This is a genomic window from Dokdonella sp. (genome assembly GCF_049593775.1).
Taxonomy (GTDB): domain Bacteria; phylum Pseudomonadota; class Gammaproteobacteria; order Xanthomonadales; family Rhodanobacteraceae; genus Dokdonella.
Genome location: NZ_JBAWHJ010000198.1, coordinates 1 through 21,379 on the forward strand (window position 1 = coordinate 1; position 21,379 = coordinate 21,379).

Consider the following 21,379-nt stretch of genomic DNA (forward strand, 5'->3'; position numbering starts at 1 on the left):
CCTCGTGGACAACGAGCTGTGGAGGCTGCCATCTGCCCATCCAGGCGAACTGGAAAACAGAGCGGCACAAATACGAAGGCGGCTACACGCGCAACTTCGCAACCTACAATCCGCAGGTTGCCCGTGACCAGATGTTCTTCCTCGGCAAGCATGGCGGCATCAAGGACGGCAAGATCGCGCCGGTGCGGTCCTCGTCCGCCCTCGTGCTGTCGTCGACCAACATCAACCGCGAGAAAATCTACATCCAGCAGCCGCCGGTCTCGTCATCGGGCTACAGCTCGCAGGCCTTTGCGCCGCACTACCCGCATACCGAGCGCAAGACCGAAACCAAGGATTGCGAGGATTGCCATCTGTCGAAGAACAACGACAACAACGCAATCATGGCCCAGTTGCTTCTGTACGGAACCAAGTTCATCGACTTCGTCGGCTACAACGCCTGGGTCGGTGGCGATGGCCAGATCTCCGCCGTACAGGTCACCGAGTGGGACGAGCCGCAAGCCGTAATCGGCAGCTATCTGCAACGCTTCGCCTATCCGGACTGGTATGCAGAGCATCAGGCGCGTGGCCAGGAATTGCCCAAGGCGCAGAAGCATTCCGCCGGACAGGCAAACTGCCTGCAGCTTCGCGGCGAGTACCTGTATGTGGCCGAAGGCAGCAATGGCACCCGGATTTACGATGTTGCCAGCGTTGCCAACAAGGGTTTCTCGCAGAAGATCATCACGGCGCCCTTCTCGCCCCTGGGCCAGGACACGGCCATCAAGTCGAAGAATGCAACCTGCATAACCCTTTCGACCACGCAGCCGATCGCTCCGGAACGCAATACCGGCGAACTGATGCGCGAGAAGAACAAGGAACAACCGATGCACCCGGTGTACAAGTACGCCTACATCACGGATTCCTACGAGGGCCTGATCGCAACTGACATCGGCACACTGACTGACGGTGAAGCGCGCAACAACTACGTTACCCGCGCCATGACCTGGAACGAAAATGGCATCCTCAATGGGGCGAGGCACATCGCTACTGCAGGAACGGTTTCATACATTGCCGCCGATGCCGGCATCGTGATTCTCGACCTCGATGATCCGCTGCAACCGCGTGTGATCAAGACGATCCCGATCGCTGACGTGCGGGCCAGCCAGGTGCAGTTTCGCTACCTGTTCGTGACGGCAGCCGACGGATTGCATGTTGTCGACGTAACGCGTCCTGAAGATGCGCGCGAAGTGCCGGGTGCCATGCTTCCATTGCGCGATGCACAGAAGCTGCACGTTGCCCGCACCTTTGCATACATTGCCAATGGCGCGGACGGCCTGGCCATCGTCGACGTGACCAACCCGGAAAAGCCTAGCCTCTACGAGATGTTCAATGCGGAGGGCAAGCTCGACGACGCGCGTGATGTCATCGTTGGCACGACCAACGCCTCACTGTTCGCCTACGTCGCGGACGGTCGCAACGGGCTCAAGGTCATCCAGCTGACATCTCCGGAATCGCAGCCGAAGTTCTACGGCTTCGCGCCCGACCCGAAGCCGCAGATGATTGCCTGGTATCCGACCAGCAAGGCTGCGCTTTCGCTATCAAGGGGCCTGGAACGTGACCGGGCAGTCGATGAGACCGGGCATCAGATTGCGGTGTTTGGTCGTATCGGTGCGCGCCCGTTCACTCTCGAAGAAAGTCGACAACTCTTTCTCCGTGCAGATGGCACGCCTTGGTACGTCAGCAATGACGTTGATGACTGGAGCACGGGCACCGAAAAATCGGCTCCACGAAGCAATGCCGTTGGCGACAGGAAGAAAGGCGGTGCAAGCCCGACGTCCGGCATGCGCAAGCATTGAGAACGGCCGCAATGAGCGCTGAAGACAACAAGGCCATGCTGCAGCGTTTCTACGCTGCATTTGCCGCGCGCGATGGTCAGGCCATGAGTGATTGCTACCATGCCAAGGCGACATTCAACGACCCAGTATTCACGCTGAGTGGCCCCGAAGTAGGGGCCATGTGGCGCATGCTCTGCTCCCGAGGAAAGGACTTGCGCATTGAGTCCTCGAATCTTCAGGCCACTGCAACCCATGGATCAGCCAACTGGCAGGCCTGGTACGCGTTCTCGTCAACCGGCCGGTCAGTTCACAATATCGTGGCCTCGGAATTCCTCTTTGAAGACGGGAAAATCCTGGCGCAGACAGATCGATTCGGCTTCTGGCGCTGGTCACGCCAGGCGCTGGGAACGATTGGCACATTGCTTGGATGGTCGCAATTGCTCCGCGGCAAGGTCAGCACGACAGCACGCAAGGCGCTGGATCAGTACATCGCATCGGAAGCCAACCCGCGCTGATACCAGCCAAGGCACGCTCTGTTCACGTTGAGCCGATTAGACTCAACCCATGTCCGCCCTTCCCACTCCATCCCTCGCGGCTAGAAACCACGACCCTACGCGGCAGCTCGCTGCGCAAGCACTTAGCCGAGCCGCGGGTGCGCCGCTGATTGCCGGAAACGAAGTTGAGCTGCTGGTTGACGGAGAGCAGAACTTCGAAGCTTGGCGGAATGCCATATGTTCGGCCCAATCGAGCATTCTTTTCGAGAACTACATTTTCCGCGACGACGAGCTAGCTCGTGGGCTGCGCGACGCCATGATCGTCCAGGCCAGAAAGGGTGTGCAGGTCATGGTGATTCGTGACTGGCTGGGTTGTCTTGGACAGTCCAGTTTTCGCTTCTGGCAGCCTTTGATCGATGCCGGCGGCCTGGTGCGCACCTACAACCCGCCGCGCCTCGGCAGCCCGCTGGGCTGGCTCTCTCGCGACCACCGGAAACTCGTGGTGGTGGATTCTTCCGCGGGCTTTCTGGGTGGCGTCTGCGTCAGCTCCAGGTGGCTGGGTGACTCGCAACGCAAGATAGAGCCCTGGCGGGATACCGGCGTGTCCGTGCGTGGCCCGGCCGTGCAGGAACTGGTCACTTCATTCGCCGACACCTGGGCGCGCCTGGGCCCCCCACTCCCGGAATCGATCGCCAACGCTGGAATCGGCGCACCCAGTGCGGGCGATATCGACCTGCGTGTCATTGCCACCATCCCGAACGCGGCAGGCCTTTATCGGCTCGACCTGATGGTCGCAGCCATGGCCGAGACTCGACTCTGGCTGACCGACGCCTACTTCGTTGGCGTTGCCCCGTACGTCCAGGCGCTGACAGCGGCTGCACGCGATGCCGTTGATGTGCGATTGCTGGTTCCCGGTACCAGCGACATTCCGGCGATCGGCAATCTTTCCCGTTCGGGCTACCGGCCGCTGCTGGAAGCAGGCGTGCGGGTATTCGAATGGAACGGGTCAATGCTCCACGCGAAAACCGCGGTGGCTGACGGCCGCTGGGCACGAGTCGGATCCAGCAACCTCAATCTTGCCAGCTGGATGGGAAATTGCGAGCTCGACATCGCGGTGGAGGATCGTGCCTTCGCCGATCGCATGGAGCAACAGTTCGAAATGGATCTGGAGAACGCGACAGAAATCGTGCTCGGAGGCAAGCGTGTACGTCGTCAGTCACAGCGTCCGGCACAACGAGCATCGGTACGCCGCAAAGGCAGCACTGGTCGTGCCGCCGCAGGTGCCTTGCGCCTGGCCAACACAATGGGTGCTGCCATCACGAATCGGCGCGTGCTGGGACCTGCCGAATCCTACTCCCTGGGTGCAGCTTCGCTGTTCCTGGCCATCACCGGCCTCACTGCGATTATCTGGCCAAGATCCCTGGCCTGGCCAATGGGCGCACTCGCGATCTGGTTTTCCATTGTCCTGTTTGGCCGCTATCTGGTGGCCCGGCGAAAATCCCGGATACACAGGGATTCTCCCGGTCTGTCGGAATGAATCACCGTTTCGAAACGTAGGATCAAGAAATTTCAGGATTTCGCTTGCCCTGCAAGCTGCACCAGATCCCGAGATGCAGTACTTATCGTGCCACTCCCGCTCGTCGCTCCGCATGATTTTCAAGATGGAACAGAGGGGCCACGCGATCACGGCCTTCGCGTCTCGCGCAATGGAGCGCCGAATCCGTGTAGGCAAGCAGCCCCGCAGGTTCATACGACTGGTTCGAGTCCGCAATGGTGATATCAGTTGAAATGCCCTGTTCCCAGCGTTCGGCAACTGCCTCAGGAGAATTGCCGTACAGCCTGCCGTCGGAGGGACTGTATCCGGAATTCCCAGGCTGACAAGGACGTTCGGGCGCCTTGTACATGTCGTACTTGCCGCTGCACTCTCGATCTCGCAGCTCAAGCGCAACCGGAAGGCAGCGTCCCGGCAGACGCGACTTGTTGGCAGCTGACTCTTGAGCGGCTACGCTGAAGTGCGCGTCACATTGGAATGCGCAAGCGAACGACACCCATTGCATCTTCCACCCCTCGCAAGATTTCGGACTCGCGCATTGACCCTGGAACATGACAGTGGTGTTCCATCTTCTGTAGCCGGGAATTCTCACGATTCAAGAGCTCTTCCCAGTCCATGCGCTTGAACTTGAGGACACGAATCGGCACTTCCCCCACCAAGGATTCAGCAGGGATGAGCAAACTACATGGCCGCAAGGCCGATTCCCAAAACTTGCGCCAGGGCACGTCGGATGAGTCCGGGACGGAGAATCATCCTGGTTTTTCCCGCAGGTGGATTTTCGCTGTCTATGGCCTTGCCATTCTGCTCGCGCTCTTGCTTTTCTATTTCCATGCAGTCGTGATTTTCGATGTCATCGGCGAAATGCTACGCAAAAAGGCATTGCTGATAGAGCATGTCGGTCTTCAGCACGCCGGAAGACTGATCCTGCTTGGATGCTTCTTCGCGCTGATGATGGCGCATGTGGCCGAGGCCTTTGCATGGGGCCTTTATCTGCACGCGACCCGGCTGATGCCAAGCATCAGGGATGGCACCTACTTTACTGCCGTATCCATAACAACCCTGGGCTATGGCGACATCCTGCTCAAGCATCCCTGGCGACATCTGGGAACGCTTATCGCAATTACCGGCGTACTGATGTTTGGCTGCTCCACGGCTTTCCTGTTCGTGGTCGTGCAGGAGGTCTGGGAGCACTTCTCGGTCGACGGAAAGCTTTGACATCCCGGATCTCCCGCTCATCGCAGCTCGCCTTTTCCTGTCTCCCCGAACAGGCTTGCTGAATCACCAGGCATCGCCAGGTTCGCACGGGACTGGCAGTAAAAGAGCTTCACAGGCAGACTGAGCCGATTCCCGCTGCGCAATGGATACCTGCTGGCGCGGCTGGATCACGAATCAGACTGGTCTCAATCCGGCATGGCATCAGAAGCACAATCAGAACGCGAAATCCTGACTCCGTCGGGGCTCAATCGACTTGCACGGGATTTGCTTGAAGACGCGCTGCCCCTTGTCTGGATCGAGGGCGAAATCTCGAATTTCTCGCGCCCCGCGTCAGGGCATCTCTACCTGACGCTCAAGGATTCTGGCGCGCAGATTCGCTGTGCCATGTTCAAGCCTCGCAGCACCTGGTTACCGTTCAAGCCGGCAGACGGGATGCAGGTACTGGCTCGTGCACGAGTAAGCCTCTATGAGGCCCGCGGCGAGTTCCAGTTGATCATCGAACACCTCGAACAAGCAGGGGAAGGCGCGTTGCGCCGGGAATTCGAACAGCTAAAGAGCCGACTTTCCGCCGAAGGACTGTTTTCACCCGACCGAAAGCGGGCATTGCCGGCCATGCCACGCCGCATCGCCATCATTACATCTGCCACGGGTGCCGCTGTCCGTGACGTACTCAACGTGCTGGCGCGACGTTTCCCGATGGTCGAGGTGGACGTTTTTCCGGTGCCCGTGCAGGGCAAGGAAGCCGCCGCTGCGATTGTGCGGATGCTGGCTGCTGCAAACCTTGCGGGCCGCCATGACGTGCTTGTACTCGCCCGAGGTGGCGGTTCGCTGGAGGATCTCTGGGCATTCAACGATGAGCAACTCGCCCGGGAGATCGTGCGCAGTTCAATTCCGGTGGTTTCGGCCGTCGGCCACGAAACCGATTTTTCGATCGCCGACTTCGTGGCCGATCTGCGCGCGCCCACGCCCTCGGCGGCTGCAGAATTGCTGGTGCCCGATACAAGGGATCTATCACGGAGCCTGGACCAGCTTCTCGGGCGAACTCGCCAGCGCATGCAGCGCCGATTGGAAGCATCAGCGCAACGTGCTGATCACCTGCTTGCACGACTCAATCAGCAACGACCAGCTGCTCGCCTGAACCTGGGACGCGAGCGCCTCGCACAATTGCGCTCGCGACTGGCGCGCATTGTCGATCAGGAGGGTGGGCGCCGCCGTTCACGCATGGCCAATCTGCATGGCCGATTCACCGCGCACCATCCATCCCGGAAACTGGCACGCGAGAAGGAACATCTGTCGGTTCTCGGCAAGCAGCTGGCTGTTCTGGCCAGACGATCACTGGAGGACCGGCGATCCCGAATGGACAAGCTTGTGCGCACTCTCAACGCGGTTAGTCCAATCGCTACGCTGGCACGCGGGTATTCGATCCTGATCGAGGAAGAAAGCGGACGCGTCGTGCGCAGCGCAGACAAGGTTTCCGCCGGCATGCAGCTTCGCGGCGTCCTATCGGATGGTGAATTGAAGTTGCGCGTAGAGGGCAAACATTGACCCGCACCAAGGGCGACGCCCACAATCGGGGTTCCGCAATCGGGGAACGGGAATTTTCGCAACTGGCACAGCCTTGATACGTTCGCACTGAAGTTCAAGGGAATTGGTGTCGGAGTTCCGTCATCATCACGATTGCCGTGACCTGCCAGGGAATCGAGACGCCTGCGGAACCCCATCCTGTCCTCAGCAACGAGATTGGAGTGCTGCGCATGAAAGCTTCGGACCTGTTTATCAAGGCTCTTGAAAACGAGAACGTCGAATATGTTTTCGGAATTCCCGGTGAAGAAAACCTCGACCTGCTCGAGTCACTGCGTACCTCTTCAATTCGCCTGATACTGACCCGGCATGAGCAAGCCGCAGGGTTCATGGCTGCCACCTACGGACGCCTGACCGGAAAAGCCGGTGTCTGTCTGGCTACTCTCGGACCCGGCGCCACAAATTTCGTGACTTCAGCCGCCTACGCCCAGTTGGGCGGCATGCCGATGTTCATGATCACCGGACAGAAGCCGGTGAAGATGTCCAAACAGGGGCATTTCCAGATCGTCGACGTCGTCGACATGATGAAGCCACTGACCAAGTTCACTCGCCAGATCGTTTCGGCCGACAACATCCCTGCCCGCGTTCGCGAATCATTCCGCCGCGCGGAAGAAGAGCGACCCGGCGCAACGCATCTCGAGTTGCCCGAGGACATTGCGCGTGACCAGACCGACGTCGGGGTAATCCCGGCCAGCTTCCAGCGCCGTCCGATCGCGGATGAAAAGGCCATCGTGCGCGGTGTCGAGGCCATTCGTGATGCCAAGCGCCCGATCTTGATGGTAGGTGCCGGCGCCAATCGCAAGACCAGCAGCAAGATGCTGCGCGAATTCGTCGAGAAGTTCGGCATTCCGTTCTTCACCACGCAGATGGGCAAGGGCGTGCTCGATGAAACGCATCCCCTGTGGCTCGGCAACGCCGCGCTCTCTGACGGCGATTTCGTCCATCGTGCCATCGACAATGCCGACTGCATCATCAACGTTGGCCACGATGTCATCGAAAAGCCGCCATTCTTCATGCGCACCGGAAAGCGGACCGTCATTCACATCAACTATCTGACCGCCGAAGTCGACACCGTCTACTTCCCGCAGATCGAAGTGGTGGGTGATATCGCCAACACGATCTGGCGCTTCAACCAGATGCTGGAAAAACAATCGCACTGGAATTTTTCCTACCAGGACAGGGTGCGTCATCATCTGGACGCGCATCTGACCAAGGGTGCCGACGACGCGCGTTTCCCGATCTACCCGGTACGAATGGTGGCTGATGTTCGCAAGGCCATGCCGGACAACGGAATCCTGTGTCTCGACAATGGCATGTACAAACTCTGGTTTGCTCGCTATTACCGCTGCACGCAGCCAAACACGATTCTACTCGACAACGCACTGGCAACCATGGGTGCTGGCCTGCCCTCGGCAATCGCCGCGAAGATCGTGCACCCGGACCGCAAATCTGTAGCTGTGGTCGGGGATGGCGGCTTCATGATGAATTCGCAGGAAGTCGAAACCGCCGTGCGTCTGAAACTCGATCTCGTAATCCTGTTGCTGCGTGATGACGCCTACGGAATGATCAAGTGGAAGCAGGCCAACATGGATTTCCCCAACTTCGGCATGGACATGGGCAACCCTGATTTTGTGCGCTACGCCGAAAGCTACGGCGCCAAGGGACATCGTCCCAAGTCCAGCGAGGAATTTCTTCCGATGTTCGAGCATTGCCTGAACACGCCAGGAGTTCATCTGATCGACCTGCCGATCGACTACTCGGACAACGATCGGGTGCTCAATCGCGAAATCAAGGAACTCAGCGCAAAGTTGTGAAGTCCGGCCACTCCTGAAAGCGCGCCGAATTTCGAATCCCGACAATCTGCACTGCGAGAGGCGATTCCATGCTCAAGCCAATCTATCCCTACTACCTCGCCAGCGAGGCCTGCCAGCCCAACTCGGATCTTGAAGTCACCGACAAGTTCTCCGGAGAGGTGGCCACGCGCGTTGCATTGGCCGATGCGAACGCCATCGATGCAGGCATCGCTGCTGCGGTTGCAGCGACGCAAGCCATGCGCGAATTCGCACCCTACCAGCGCCAGGCCGTGCTTGAACACTGCGTGCGCCGTTTCCGCGAACGCTACGACGAACTGGCAATGGCCTTGTGCATCGAGGCTGGCAAGCCGATCAGGGATGCACGCGGCGAAGTCACGCGACTTATCGATACGTTTAAAGTTGCCGCCGAAGAGGCAGTTCGTATCAATGGCGAGGTGTTGAATCTCGAAATTTCAGCTCGCGCCAAGGGCTATCGCGGATTCACGCGCAGGGTCCCTATCGGTCCATGCTCCTTCATCTCTCCTTTCAATTTCCCACTCAATCTGGCAGCGCACAAGGTCGCTCCCGGCATCGCTGCGGGTTGTCCATTCGTGCTAAAGCCAGCGAGTCGCACGCCAATTGGCGCTCTGATCATCGGCGAGATCCTCGCCGAAACCGATCTGCCCAAGGGCGCATTCTCCGTACTGCCGGCACACCGCGACGGTGCGGATTTGTTTACAACCGACGATCGCCTCAAACTGCTTTCATTTACCGGCTCACCTGGCGTGGGCTGGGACTTGAAGGCCAAGGCCGGCAAGAAGAAGGTAGTGCTTGAGCTCGGCGGCAACGCGGCCTGCATCATCGAGCCTGATCAACGGGATCGACTCGACAAGGTGGTCGAACGCGTCATCTTCGGCGCCTTCTACCAGTCAGGGCAAAGCTGTATCGGCGTCCAGCGCATTCTGGTGCACGCCGATATCTACAGTGCCTTCCGCGAGAAGTTTGTCGCCGCAACGAAGAAACTCGTGGCTGGCGACCCGAAAGACGAGAACACGTTTATTGGTCCGATGATCGACGTGAAGGAAGCCCAACGCCTCGACGAGTGGATCCAGGAAGCGGTCAAGTCCGGAGCAACCTTGCTATGCGGTGGCAAGCGGGATGGCGCCATGCTCGACGCCAGCGTGCTCGAAGGCGTCGATGCAAAACAGAAAGTCAATTGCATGGAAGCTTTCGGCCCCGTGGCCACGCTGCAGTCGTACTCGGATTTCGATGAGGCTCTGCGCATCGTCGACGAGAGCGAGTTCGGCCTGCAGGCCGGCATCTTTACCAACGACATCAATCAGGCGATGCGCGCCTGGGACCGCCTCGATGTAGGCGGCGTGGTGGTTGGCGACGTGCCCAGTTTCCGCGTCGACAACATGCCGTATGGCGGGGTCAAGGATTCGGGTCTTGGGCGCGAAGGAATACGCTACGCGATCGAAGACATGACCGAACTGCGTCTGCTTGTCCTGCGCGATCACTGACTGCCAAAACGGGCACGAAAGTATCTCAGGAAAATCGCGTACTGCTGAACGGCGAGCAATCCAGTGACGTCGGCCCGCCGCCCAGTATTTCACTGACCAGCATTCCGGTCATCGCCGACATGCTTACCCCCAGCATGCCGTGTCCGGTTGCCATGCAAAGGTTTTCGATGCCAGGCACGCGCCCGATAACAGGCAGGTCATCCGGTGTCATCGGTCGCCAGCCAAACCATTCTTCCACGGTTTGGGCACCCTCCGGATCACGCAAGTAGTCAGCAGCAGCCCGGCGCAAGGCATTCAGTCGGGTCGGGTTGAGGCTGGTGTCGTAACCGGCGAACTCCATGGTGCTGCCGAGCCTGTAGCCGGATTCCCATGCGGTCACGCAGACACTGGGCTCCCTCAACGCCAACGGGATGCGTGGGCACGGATCCGGACGTGAATAAGTGATCGAATATCCCTTTCCGGGCTGGATGGGAATACGCACACCCATGCTGCCCGCCAGTTTTGGTGACCATGCGCCAAGGGCGAACACGACATCACGAGGCCGGTAGCTGCCTTTGCTGGTCTGAATAGAGGCAACGCGGCCACGCTCCCTGGTCAGGGACTCGACGCACACTTCTTCCTCGATCATACCGCCACGCTCACGCACCAGCCGTGCGAGTTCCGCGACGAAGCGATCGGGGCGCAGACGTGCATCCCCGGGATTCAGAAAACCGCCGGCGACGCCGGGCTTGAGCGCTGGTTCCATTGTCTCGATTTGTCGGCCATCCAGCACTTCGACATCAATACCGACTTCGCTCAATGTGCGCAGATACCACGATGCCGCTACAAGCGCCTTTTCATTGCGATACACGTGCAGCGTGCCCGATTGCTGGAATTCGCAGTCAAGCTGCTCCTTTTCAATCAGGCCGGCGATCAGCCCGAGTGAACGCGTCAGGAATGGCGCCTTGATGGCCGTGGTGCGGCCGAAGTCCTGCCAGTTGCTATGGCCGATGAACGATACCAGCCAGCGGATCAGGCCAGGATCCAGGCGAGGCTTGATGCGTAGCGGCGCATCGGCTCGCATCAGCCACTTCAACGCGGTACCCACCACGCCAGGCATGGCCAGCGGCATCGCGTGGCTAGGCGTCAACGTTCCACAGTTTCCGTGTGAGCTGCCGCCTCCTGCACGCCCCTGGTCGAGCACGGTCACACTGCGACCCGATTCCAGCAGATAGTAGGCGCAGCTCAGCCCGATCACGCCGGCGCCAAGCACCACGACATCCGATTCTCGAGATTTCATGGGCTGGGATTCTACGGGACTGCACGCGGGCCGCTGCAACCTGGCGCGCCGCAAACTGCGCAGACCTCGACGCAGCAGCGCCCAAACCGCGGTGCCAGTGCGATCTTTGTCAGCAAGTGACGAAACCCGGAATTCGGTGCCGCAAGCGGATTCATCGCCGAAGCGCATGTGCATGCAACGGATTGCCGGCACCATTGGTCCCGGCAGCGGCTGGTGCACACAATCCCCTCGAATCTGCCGAACGCAGGCGCAGCAATGCTTGCCCGCTCAAGCTTCATTTACTGCCTTGACCCCTGTTGATTCAATCTGGATGGTGCTTTGGCACAGACTATGCATCACTTTTGACGTGCCCACACATCAGAGTAGGTAATCCGATGAACGTCTCGACCAACGAACTGCTGCTGGCTTTGCGCGCTCCGACTTCCGGATGGCTCGCCGCCGTGATCTGCGCGCTGGACGAAGCCTTGCTCGATCCGGACTTCAGCGAGCAGCACCGCGACATGCTGCGCAGCCTGCTCGATGCCGGACAGGTCCCCGCCAATGTCGCTGCCGCTTCACAGGAGCGCCTGCAACGATTCGAAGAAGCCGTGCAGACCCTGCATGAAGCCCTGGTTGGCGACGATGAGACAGCCGCTGACGTACTGGTTGCCCGCCCGCAACTGAAACTCTGTGCATCTGCGGCCTAGTTTTCCAAAGGCGTCGTCCGTAACCGAATCCGCGGGCGACACCTTTTTTTATTCCCTGATTGACAGATCGCCCGGCCTCGAACAAGGTCGGGCGATGTGTTTTCTGCGCCTAGCCATTCTGGTTCTGTTCCTGCTCTGCGGATGCGGAAGGGACACAACCCGCCCGGACGCCTCCCGGCCACCCGCCCGCGAGCCAGTAGCCACCGAGTCGACTGCAGCGGCCAACGCTGTGCTGTTTCGGGCGCTGGCCCTGGTCGGAACTCCCTATCGCTACGGAGGCAATACGCCGGAGAGCGGATTCGACTGCAGCGGCCTTGTCGGCTACGTGTTTCGCGATGCAGCCGGAATCCAGTTGCCTCGGACCTCGGCCGCTCTGGGCGCAATGGATGGGCCAGAGATTTCGCAAAGCCGACTTCAGAGTGGCGACCTCGTGCTGTTTGCGTCCGGCCGCCGAATCAGCCATGTAGGCATCTATGTGGGCGAAGGGCGCTTCGTGCATGCGCCGAACAGCGGCGGAACGGTGCGCCTGGACAGCATCGACTCCCCTGGCTGGCGTGAAACCTTTCGCACTGGCAAGCGCATCCTCGACTGAAGATGTCACGGGCATGGGCGCCTGGCAGCTGGCCGGCGCAAACGATGCCCTGCCGCGTACTCCTGTTGAGCCAGGGTTCCGACCCCAGGTTCAGTCGTGCTGGACTCCGCCGGGGCCATGCACGTGTCGATGCGAGATTTCTTCCGCAGTCGCCTCGCGCACCGCAGTGATTTCGACATCGAAGCGAAGCTTGTGGCCCGCCAACGGATGATTCAGATCGACATCGACCACACTGGATCCGATCTTGCGAACGGTTACCGATCGCTGACCTCCGTCCTTCATCGAAAGCGTCGCGGTCATCCCTGGTCGCAGGCGCGCTGCTTCCTTGAAGTATTTCTTGGGCACACGCTGAATATTGTCTTCCTGCCGCTCGCCATAGGCTTCCTGTGGTTCGACATCCACCTGAAACTGGTCGCCGGCAGCGTGTCCGATCAAGGCCTTTTCAAGGCCGGGAATGATCCCGCCATGACCGATAAGGATGTGAACAGGCTCCCCGCCGTCGCGCGAACTTTCGATTTTCAGGCCGTCGTCCGCATGAAGTGTGTAGTGCAACGAAACAACCGAATCTTTTGCCACCTGCATGATTTTCTCCGGCGCATGCGCGCTCTGACTGAACGGCGCGCGAGACTACCAGTTCAGGCGAGTCGATGCAGCGACTTTTGGTGCCCCCCCCTACTCGACTTCCTGGATCCGAGAGTCGACGCGCTGACGCCGGCTTTGCAACTCGCTCATGAGCTCCGCCCTGCGCAACGCCAGCGCCCTGGCTCGCGCAACGCGCGCGTCCTCGGTACTGGACGCAAGCCCGAGTGAATCCCGGAACGCGCAAAACTTTCGATAGGACTGCAGGACATGGCGCATTCGCCGCGCCAGAAGCTCCAGCATGATCGCGTCATCGATCAAGCCGATGATTTCAATGTTGTCCGGAATCAGATCGTCCGGGTCACCAAAATATGCCAGCGCCGCCAGCGCTTCGCTGCGCTCCGGATCCGACAGGCTCCAGTCGGCATCTTCAAGCAACAGGATCAATCGCTGCACGTGCACCAGGCGCTTGCGGACATAGTTCGGGATTCTGGCAATGCACAACGAGTCCAGCGCCTGCTTGGAGGCATCGATGATGTCGACCTCTTCCACTTCTGTCGCCAGGCGCCGAAAGCGTTCAAATGCCTTCTGGAAGTATTCGATGTCAGCAGATTCAAGCTCGAAGGTGATGCGCATGCCGAAAACACTAGTCGTCGCCAGCGCTGCGGTCAAAGACTTGCTTGCGCACCATCCCCACCCAGCCACGGCAGTACAACAAAGACTGGCCGAACGCCGCGCTTTCCTGTACTCTCCGCTGGTTTAGTCGCGTTGACCCCCCGCTCCCTTCCGGTTCATCGAGCACCTGCCGATACTTCGGCATGACTCGAACCACACCGCTCGCGGTTCCGACGCCCAGAACCGGAATGCCCGCCATGCTGGCCGGCATCCGCAAAATTCAAACCTGCAGCGCGGTTCATCAGGGACGCTCCGGGTTACATCTAGGAGCATCACCATGAGTTTCGATACCCTCGGGCTGTCGCCAGCATTGCTGCGCGCGCTCGAAGAACAAGGCTACACACAACCCACGCCCGTACAGGAAGCGGCCATTCCGGTCGTCCTCGCTGGACAGGACCTGATGGCCGGCGCACAGACCGGTACCGGCAAGACAGCGGCTTTCGCCCTGCCCCTGCTGGAGCGCCTTTATCCGGATGGCAAGCGCATGCCACTGGCCCGCAAGCCGCGAGCCTTGATCCTCACGCCAACTCGCGAGCTGGCTGCGCAGGTTCAGGAAAGCGTGCGCACTTACAGCAAGCACATCGGCGTCAAGTCAACGACGATCTTTGGCGGTGTCGGCATGGGACCCCAGATCGACGCGCTGCGTCGTGGTGTCGACATAGTCGTCGCCACTCCCGGCCGCCTGCTGGATCACATGCAGCGCCGTACGGTCGACCTGTCCAGCATCGAAGTGCTGATTCTTGACGAAGCCGACCGCATGCTCGACATGGGCTTCCTTCCAGCCATGAAGCGCGTTCTGAGCGCCCTGCCAAGCCAGCGCCAGACCCTGCTGTTTTCGGCAACCTTCTCCACCGAGATCAAGGCGCTGGCCAATCAGTTCATGCGCAATCCGCAGGAAATCCAGATTGCCAAGCCGAACAGCGTGGCCTCCACGGTCACCCATCGCGTTCACCCGGTGAACCTGGAAGCAAAACGCGATCTACTGCTTCACCTGCTCAGCCTCGATGGCAGCCAGACGCTGGTCTTCGGTCGCACCAAGCACGGTTGCGACAAGCTGACCAAGCAACTGGAGAAATCAGGTCTTCGCGCCGCAGCGATCCACGGCAACAAGAGCCAGAACCAGCGCACGCGCGCACTGGCAGATTTCAAGAGCGGTCGCATCAACGTCCTGGTCGCCACCGATATTGCCGCTCGCGGACTCGATATCGACCAGCTGCCGATGGTGATCAACTTCGACCTGCCGATGGTCGCCGAAGACTACGTGCATCGCATCGGTCGTACCGGTCGCGCCGGATCGGAAGGTCTTGCCATCTCGCTGGTCAGCCGTGCCGAGGAAGGCCTGCTGCGTGACATCCGCAAACTGCTCAAGCAGGACATCGCGATCGTCAACGTGGAAGGATTCGAGCCATCGCAGCCATTGCGCCTGGAAGGACCTGGCGGAGCCCGTCCGCAGAATGGACGCCAGCAACATGCGCGACGCCCGCACACCCAGCAACCGCGCGCTGCAGGCGAGCATGCAGCAGGAAACAAGAAGCGTCGCACCTGGCGTGGCAGCCCGGCCGCTTCACGGCCTTCCTGATTCACAGCCGTTCCGCATCAGCTCACCGCAGGTGAGTTGATCGGGCCTGCCGCGCCGATTGCCTGGTGCGGCTGGCACCCGGGCGAAGCAACCCCTGACAGATTGCTAGTCAATCTCGTCGAGGATCAAGCCGTCACGCGCTTCTTCCGATATCGCGTTGCGCCCACTTGCCGCAGCCATCCACAACAATCCGCCGACTCCGAGCATGACCATGAGCACGATGTGCTCGTGTGGCCAACTGAGTGCGGCAGGGCTCCCGGGCATGACCATCGCGGCAATCATCAGCAGCGAGCCCGCGGCTGCAGTGCCCGCCACCAGCGGAGCTGCATGCAAGCGAAAGGGACGCTCAAGCTGGGGATAGTCCCTGCGCAATCTCAGCAGCGACAGGGAAACGCCGAAGAAGGCAAGTGCGATGCAAAGCGAGCCCGCGTTGACCAGCGCGAGCAAGGCATCGCGGCCGAGCAAGGGTGCAAGCAGCGTCAATCCACCGACAAGAAGAATGGCCCGATGTGGCGTGCCGTGACGTGCATGCGTTTCGCCGAAGGAAGCCGGAATGATGCGTCCACGCCCCAGCGCAAAAACGACGCGCGAACCGGCAAGGAAGAATCCATTCCAGCTGGTGAACAGACCCAATAGCGCTGCAATCAACACGAGGTCGCGCAACCAGGGCGACTTGAAGGCCGCTTCAAACGCATGAGCTGCCGGCAAATCCGTGCCTGCGAGATCCTGCCAGGGACCGAGCATGGACACGCTCACGATCAGCAATACGTAAAACGCAACTGCTGCAGCAATTGAACCGACGATCAAGAGCGCCAGCATGCGTGGCTTGACCGCACCCGATGCTTCTTCGGCGGCTTGCGGAATCGTGTCAAAGCCCACGAACCAGAATGGAATCGTCACCATCACCGCAAGCAAGCCGGCGAGTGCGCCGATGCCGGCGTCGCCGGCTGCAAAGACCGGCTCCAGGTTTGCCAACTTTCCCGTGCCGAAACCGGCCACCACAAAAATCAGCGTCGTGACGACGAACAGGATAGTCAGCCAAACCTGCAATCGCGCTGCAGAACGGGCACCAATCCAGTTGATCCAGGTTATGCCCGCCGTGCACAGTACGGCCAGAATAAGGTGGCTGGCGAAGATCGTGGACCCGGCAAACTCGTACAGTGGCCAGCGATCAATGGACGGGATCAGGAAACTCAGGACACGCCCGATCGAAATCGCCTCGAATCCGGAAATGCTGACGTATCCAAAAGCCAGTGCCCACCCGACGAGAAAGGCCTTGAACGTGCCGAACGCCTTGTAGGCATAAGCCACTTCGCCTCCAGCCACAGGCAACATCGGAGTCAATTCGGCATAGCAGAGACCGATACAAAGCATCACTGCGCCGCCAACCACGAACGCCAGCACGGCTCCTCCGGGCCCGGCCTGCTCCAGCCAGCTGCCGATCGAAGTCACCCAGCCCACTCCGATCATCGAGCCAAAAGCCAGGGCGAAAAAGCCGAAGCGACCGAGAACCTTGCGCAAGGCGGGCCGATGCGGGGTCATACCGTCCGCGCGGGATGCATTTGGTCGCTTGCTGATGCTCATGGGTTTCTCCGATCAGGTTTTCACACCGCTTTCAGCCTGGCGGGAAGCTGGTAGCGCGGTGGGCGATGCGACGACTGCCAGGGACGAAATCCTCGACATTCAATGTCCATTCGGCGTGCGGCCAGCGATAGCTGAATTCCCGACGACGGGGCCAAAGCGCTGCCGTGTACAGGGTACCCCGCTGCTGTTCATAGGCCAGCGAGAACAATGGCGGCTTGAGAAACGCTCCAATGAAACGTTCCGGTGGATCCTCATGCAGCATCAGGCGTCCAAGCAGATAGCGTTCGCGTTCAATGGTGGCACTGCGATACGCGTCCCCTGCCGCCGAAAAACCTGGCTGATGATTGGTGGCAACCGGCACCGAAGTGATTCGCGCAGGAGTATCCGGCGCCAGGTAGGCAGTCGCGCGACGGCCATCACTGTCGAGTGCGGTCACGTTGTAGGCCATGTGGGTCGGAATGCGCGCAAGCGCCTCCGATGCCTGCGCGACTGTCGTGCAGGTCTCAAGCACGTATCGAAGCACGATTGGCACGCCAAACCCTTGACCAACGACGCTGCGCCCTCCAAAAGTCAGTGACAGTGCGAGTCCAGACTCGTTGATTCCATCGACCAGCCCGACCAGGCAATCACTGGTTCCCAATACCTGTTGCCCACCCCATCTCGAATGCAGGGCCACGGCATCGAAGTACTTCGAGGAATAGTCGTAGTTGCGTACCAGAAGCGGCTCGGCGCCGGGCCAGACCGCCTGTGAACAGGCGCTGTCATATGCCGGTGGACACCACAGGCTGAGGAATCTGGACTCGACATCACCACCACCGGCAAGCTCGCACAAACGCTTCCAGCGAGGTACAAACTCCGGCATGTGCAACTCGAGTGCACGCCTGCACTCCAGGTAACTTGGCCGGGCCAGGTGACCATCGCGCAGGTACCAGCGTCTGTAAGCAGGCCAAAGGCGCCGGAACAAGCCTTGCCATACGGCACCTGACCCGTCGTCAGCCAAGGCATGAAAGGTCAGGTGCATCGAGCAGTCATCATCGTCAGGTGCGGTCGTTCGAGCTCACAGAATCTTGAACTGGTGGTCGGGCAATTCCACTGGCACGAGACCAGCAAGAGGCTCGGCGGCGTAGTGTGCGCGAATGCCATCTATCCAGCGACGCGAGCGCTCGGTAAGGGAGAAACGATCCGTCATGGCTCGGCCTCGCGTAACCAGAATGCCGAGATCGGCGCCTTCGTACCTGTAGTCACCTTTCTTGAGAATGCGCAGGAAGAATGCTTCGCGGTCGCTGCTGACGGCACGACGATGATAGTCGAAGCGATCGAATGCGATGCTCCCGTCTTCGCGCATGCGCCAGATTCCCGTCTCCGGGGCCTCGGTGATTCGATCGATCGAATCATCCGTGTGCTTGACGACCATCTGGCACCACGAATCGATATTTTCAGGATCGGCCCAACGCGCATTCAGTTCCGCAATGTCGATGTCGAATGGCACATCGGAGAATTCGAGCAGATGAAACAGTGCCAGGGGCGCATCTGCATGTGCGAATGCCGCGTGGTTGGTCATTGAGCTGGCGCCCGTGATGCGCGGGTTGAGTTCGCCGAGGAAGATGTCGCGGGTCTTCGTATCCACAAGGAAATCGAGCTCGAAATAACCTCGATAGCCTTCCTTGCGCAACTGTTCACCGAAGGCAAACGTGTAGTCACGCGCCTTGTCTCGCACCTTGGTCGAAAACGCATTCGCGAAAATCTCGTTGCCGCACCAGCCACCACGATACGGTGTCAGCTCGCCGAATCCGACCAGCTCGGTCATCAGCGGTCCGACAATGGTGCCCTGCTTGGTAGCGCAGGCTTCGATGGCTGCTCCGCGGCAGTTGATCCGCTTCATGACCTTGATTTCGCCGTGGCCGACGATGTCGTGCTGGTGCTTGCGGAAATCTGCCTCAGACTTGATGAAAAAGGTCGTATGACCGGAATCGCCGTACGCCGACTGCAGGACAAGGTCCTTGCCGAGTTTCGCCTTCTCCGCCACCTTGATCAGCTGCGCATAGTCTTCAATGATAGAAAGCGCGTTCGGCACGCTTGGTACCTTGGCCTTGTTGCCGATACGAACGGTCTCGATCTTGTTGTCGATGCGATTGCGCAGTTTGGCTTTCGGAAACCAGACCTTGGCTCCGAGCTCCTTGGCCAGGGCCTCGGTTTTCTCGTCGAACATGAGGAAGATGAATTTCGGCTTGCCACCACGCCGCTCGACGTGATCGATGACTTCCTTGTGCTGCAGGAGGTAGTTGTTGATGTCTTCGATCGACTGGAACTCGGCGTGCGGCTGCTCACTCGGGCAGAACACGTTCGGATGTTGTCCGTCGTAACAATCGATGTAGCTCACGTACTTGAAGTTCTTCACCCACTCATCGAGCCCAAGCAGGTTGAAGTTGGTGGCGCTGACGAAATAGACGGGCTCCTCGAAACGGTGGAAGAAGCGCCTGATCTCGGAGATGTTCTTGAGCTTGCGACGTGCGGCCATGCTTCAGTTCTCCTGTGGATTGCTGGATTGGGTATCGCTGCCTTGCAGCGCTTTTTCGGTGAACACGCGCAAGCCGAGATCCGGCCGGTAGCCGTGGATCTCCTTGACATCGAGCGCGCGCATGAAATGCAGGATCTCCTTGGAGATCACTTGACCGGGTACGAGGATCGGGAAGCCCGGCGGATAGGGAATGATGAACGCCGTGGATACCAGCTCGCGCCCGGCATCCATCGCTGCCTCCATCGATCCATCCTCGATTGGGAAATAGTCGCAGTTGGATTCATCGTAGGCCATGAAATAGGCCGTTCTTATGTCGCCCTCACTGGTCCCTTCGGAACGCCCCGTGCGGAACCGGTCATGGAAGCGTGAGAAATCGGGCAGCGGCGGATAGTCGTGGGTCAGGGACATCACGCGGCGTTCGAACGCCCGGCGTTCCATTCCGCTGGCGTCTTCAAGTTGCGAGTCGAGGTCCTGTGCCACGCGTACCAGCACTTCGATGAGATACGCCACGGATGAACGTGTCGTGCCGATGTTGGTCATGAACAGGACCGTATTGCGCGAGGTCTTGTTGATCTGGATGCCGTGCTTGTTCATCAGCACTTCGTTCTTGAAGGTATCGCCATCAAAGCCTGCGTGCCCCACCGACAACGTTACACGCGAAGCATCGAGTGCAAATTCATCGGTCGCAAATGCGTTCCAGGTATCGTTCCAGCCCTTTTCCTTATCCCAGTAAGCCTCGATACCCGATTCCCGATGGGTCGACGGTATCAACTCCTTTACCGACAGCACCTTGAAGTATTTTTTCAGCAGCGGATGCGAATCAATGGCCTTGCGCATCGCCATGGCTGCCTCGATCTGCTTCTGGACCAGTTCGAAGCCTTCGAGCTCGACCTGACGGCGCCCGACGTCCAGCGAGGCGATGATCTGGTAGTTGGGCGAAGTCGATGTGTGCGTCATATAGGCTTCATGAAACGCCTGCTCTACTTCACCCTTGAAGTCCTGGTCATGCACATGAATCATCGAGCCTTGCCTGAGTGAGGTCAGCGTCTTGTGCGTCGACTGCGTCGCGTAGGCACGTACCCGCGCTTTCGCCGGATCGGGCATCAATCGTGTTTCCAGCAGCTGGTCGTCGCTGAATCCCGCGATCTCCTTGCGGTGCGCCGCGTACTGCTCGGCATAGGCCGGATCACGAAACCGGGCGCGCAGGACCTGGGCGGTATTCATGGCCGTGCGCTGGCGGTAAGTCGGCGAGAATCGTGCGAACGCAAACCAGGCTTCATCCCACAGAAAGACGAGATCCGGCTTGATCGCAAGACACTCCTCCATGACCCGCTCCACGTTGTAGACGATGCCGTCGAACGTGCAGTTGGTCAGCAGCAGCATACGCACGCGGTGCAGCTTTCCAGCCTGCTTGAGCTTCAACAGAGCCTGCTTGATCTCGCGAAGCGGTACCGCTCCGTACATCGAATATTCGCTAAGCGGGTAACTGTCGAGATAGACAACATTGGCTCCGGCGAGAACCATCCCATAGTGATGCGATTTGTGACAGTCACGATCAACCAGAACGATGTCGCCCGGACGCACGATCGCCTGGACCACGATCTTGTTGCAGGTCGAGGTGCCGTTGGTGGCGAAGAAGGTCTGTCTCGCGCCGAACGCACGCGCGGCAAGCTCCTGTGCATGCTTGATCGGACCAACAGGCTCAAGCAGGGAATCGAGACCTCCCGATGTTGCCGAGGTTTCGGCGAGAAAGATGTTCATGCCATAGAATTCGCTCATGTCGCGAATCCAGTTCGAGCGGATCAGAGACTTGCCGCGACTGATCGGCATCGCGTGAAATACGCCCGTAGGCTGCTTGGAGTATTCCTTGAGGGCATTGAAGAAAGGCGTGTTGTAGCGCGAATTCACGCCGCGAAGA

At 59.6% G+C, this 21,379-nt stretch carries 17 protein-coding genes; 10 read left to right on the top strand and 7 right to left on the bottom strand.

Annotation, left to right across the window (positions count from 1 at the left end; all coding sequences use genetic code 11):
- The 7 genes from WBP53_RS06915 to WBP53_RS06945 all read left to right on the top strand — a co-directional run.
- On the top strand, window positions 1–1,832 hold a 1,832-nt coding region (locus WBP53_RS06915; protein WP_423927274.1), incomplete at its 5' end, for an LVIVD repeat-containing protein.
- An 11-nt stretch (window positions 1,833–1,843) separates the two neighbouring features.
- The gene (locus WBP53_RS06920; RefSeq protein WP_423927276.1) at window positions 1,844–2,326 is read left to right on the top strand and encodes a nuclear transport factor 2 family protein; all 483 of its coding nucleotides are present in this window, start codon (window positions 1,844–1,846) and stop codon (window positions 2,324–2,326) included.
- Window positions 2,327–2,375: 49 nt separating this feature from the next.
- On the top strand, window positions 2,376–3,842 hold the full coding sequence (locus WBP53_RS06925; protein WP_423927278.1) for a phospholipase D-like domain-containing protein: 1,467 nt from the start codon (window positions 2,376–2,378) through the stop codon (window positions 3,840–3,842).
- A gap of 687 nt (window positions 3,843–4,529) precedes the next feature.
- Window positions 4,530–5,072: a potassium channel family protein gene (locus tag WBP53_RS06930; RefSeq protein WP_423927280.1), complete on the top strand. Its 543-nt coding sequence runs from the start codon at window positions 4,530–4,532 to the stop codon at window positions 5,070–5,072.
- Between the two features lie 195 nt (window positions 5,073–5,267).
- Window positions 5,268–6,617, top strand: a complete 1,350-nt coding sequence (gene xseA, locus WBP53_RS06935) for an exodeoxyribonuclease VII large subunit (RefSeq protein WP_423927282.1) — start codon at window positions 5,268–5,270, stop codon at window positions 6,615–6,617.
- Window positions 6,618–6,826: 209 nt separating this feature from the next.
- Entirely contained in the window at window positions 6,827–8,467 is a 1,641-nt protein-coding gene (locus WBP53_RS06940) for an acetolactate synthase large subunit (protein ID WP_423927284.1), read from the top strand.
- A 68-nt stretch (window positions 8,468–8,535) separates the two neighbouring features.
- Entirely contained in the window at window positions 8,536–9,969 is a 1,434-nt protein-coding gene (locus tag WBP53_RS06945; protein ID WP_423927286.1) for an aldehyde dehydrogenase family protein, read from the top strand.
- 25 nt (window positions 9,970–9,994) lie between these two features.
- On the opposite strand, the gene WBP53_RS06950 is transcribed toward WBP53_RS06945, so the two are convergent.
- Complete coding sequence (locus WBP53_RS06950) at window positions 9,995–11,248, bottom strand: NAD(P)/FAD-dependent oxidoreductase (protein WP_423927288.1); 1,254 nt, start codon at window positions 11,246–11,248, stop codon at window positions 9,995–9,997.
- A 374-nt stretch (window positions 11,249–11,622) separates the two neighbouring features.
- On the opposite strand from WBP53_RS06950, the gene WBP53_RS06955 reads away from it, so the two are divergent.
- Window positions 11,623–11,934 (top strand): hypothetical protein, encoded by a 312-nt coding sequence (locus tag WBP53_RS06955; RefSeq protein ID WP_423927290.1) that lies wholly within the window; start codon window positions 11,623–11,625, stop codon window positions 11,932–11,934.
- 94 nt (window positions 11,935–12,028) lie between these two features.
- A complete protein-coding gene (locus WBP53_RS06960) occupies window positions 12,029–12,526 on the top strand; it encodes a C40 family peptidase (protein WP_423927292.1) in 498 nt (165 codons plus the stop codon).
- A 90-nt stretch (window positions 12,527–12,616) separates the two neighbouring features.
- Here WBP53_RS06960 and WBP53_RS06965 read toward each other — a convergent pair whose 3' ends face one another.
- Together WBP53_RS06965 and WBP53_RS06970 are read right to left on the bottom strand one after the other, a co-directional pair.
- Window positions 12,617–13,108, bottom strand: coding sequence for an FKBP-type peptidyl-prolyl cis-trans isomerase (locus WBP53_RS06965; RefSeq protein WP_423927294.1), 492 nt, complete (start codon window positions 13,106–13,108; stop codon window positions 12,617–12,619).
- 90 nt (window positions 13,109–13,198) lie between these two features.
- On the bottom strand, window positions 13,199–13,741 hold the full coding sequence (locus tag WBP53_RS06970) for a YkvA family protein (protein ID WP_423927296.1): 543 nt from the start codon (window positions 13,739–13,741) through the stop codon (window positions 13,199–13,201).
- 316 nt (window positions 13,742–14,057) lie between these two features.
- Here WBP53_RS06970 and WBP53_RS06975 point away from each other — a divergent pair, with 316 nt between their 5' ends.
- Entirely contained in the window at window positions 14,058–15,359 is a 1,302-nt protein-coding gene (locus tag WBP53_RS06975) for a DEAD/DEAH box helicase (RefSeq protein ID WP_423927298.1), read from the top strand.
- 105 nt (window positions 15,360–15,464) lie between these two features.
- On the opposite strand, the gene WBP53_RS06980 is transcribed toward WBP53_RS06975, so the two are convergent.
- From WBP53_RS06980 to WBP53_RS06995, 4 genes are all read right to left on the bottom strand, one after another.
- Window positions 15,465–16,943 (bottom strand): APC family permease, encoded by a 1,479-nt coding sequence (locus WBP53_RS06980; protein ID WP_423927300.1) that lies wholly within the window; start codon window positions 16,941–16,943, stop codon window positions 15,465–15,467.
- Between the two features lie 31 nt (window positions 16,944–16,974).
- Entirely contained in the window at window positions 16,975–17,964 is a 990-nt protein-coding gene (locus tag WBP53_RS06985; protein WP_423927302.1) for a C45 family autoproteolytic acyltransferase/hydolase, read from the bottom strand.
- Window positions 17,965–18,000: 36 nt separating this feature from the next.
- Window positions 18,001–19,461, bottom strand: a complete 1,461-nt coding sequence (locus tag WBP53_RS06990; RefSeq protein ID WP_423927304.1) for a biotin carboxylase — start codon at window positions 19,459–19,461, stop codon at window positions 18,001–18,003.
- A 3-nt stretch (window positions 19,462–19,464) separates the two neighbouring features.
- Window positions 19,465–21,379: aminotransferase class I/II-fold pyridoxal phosphate-dependent enzyme (locus tag WBP53_RS06995; RefSeq protein WP_423927306.1), on the bottom strand; the 1,915-nt coding region annotated here is incomplete at its 5' end.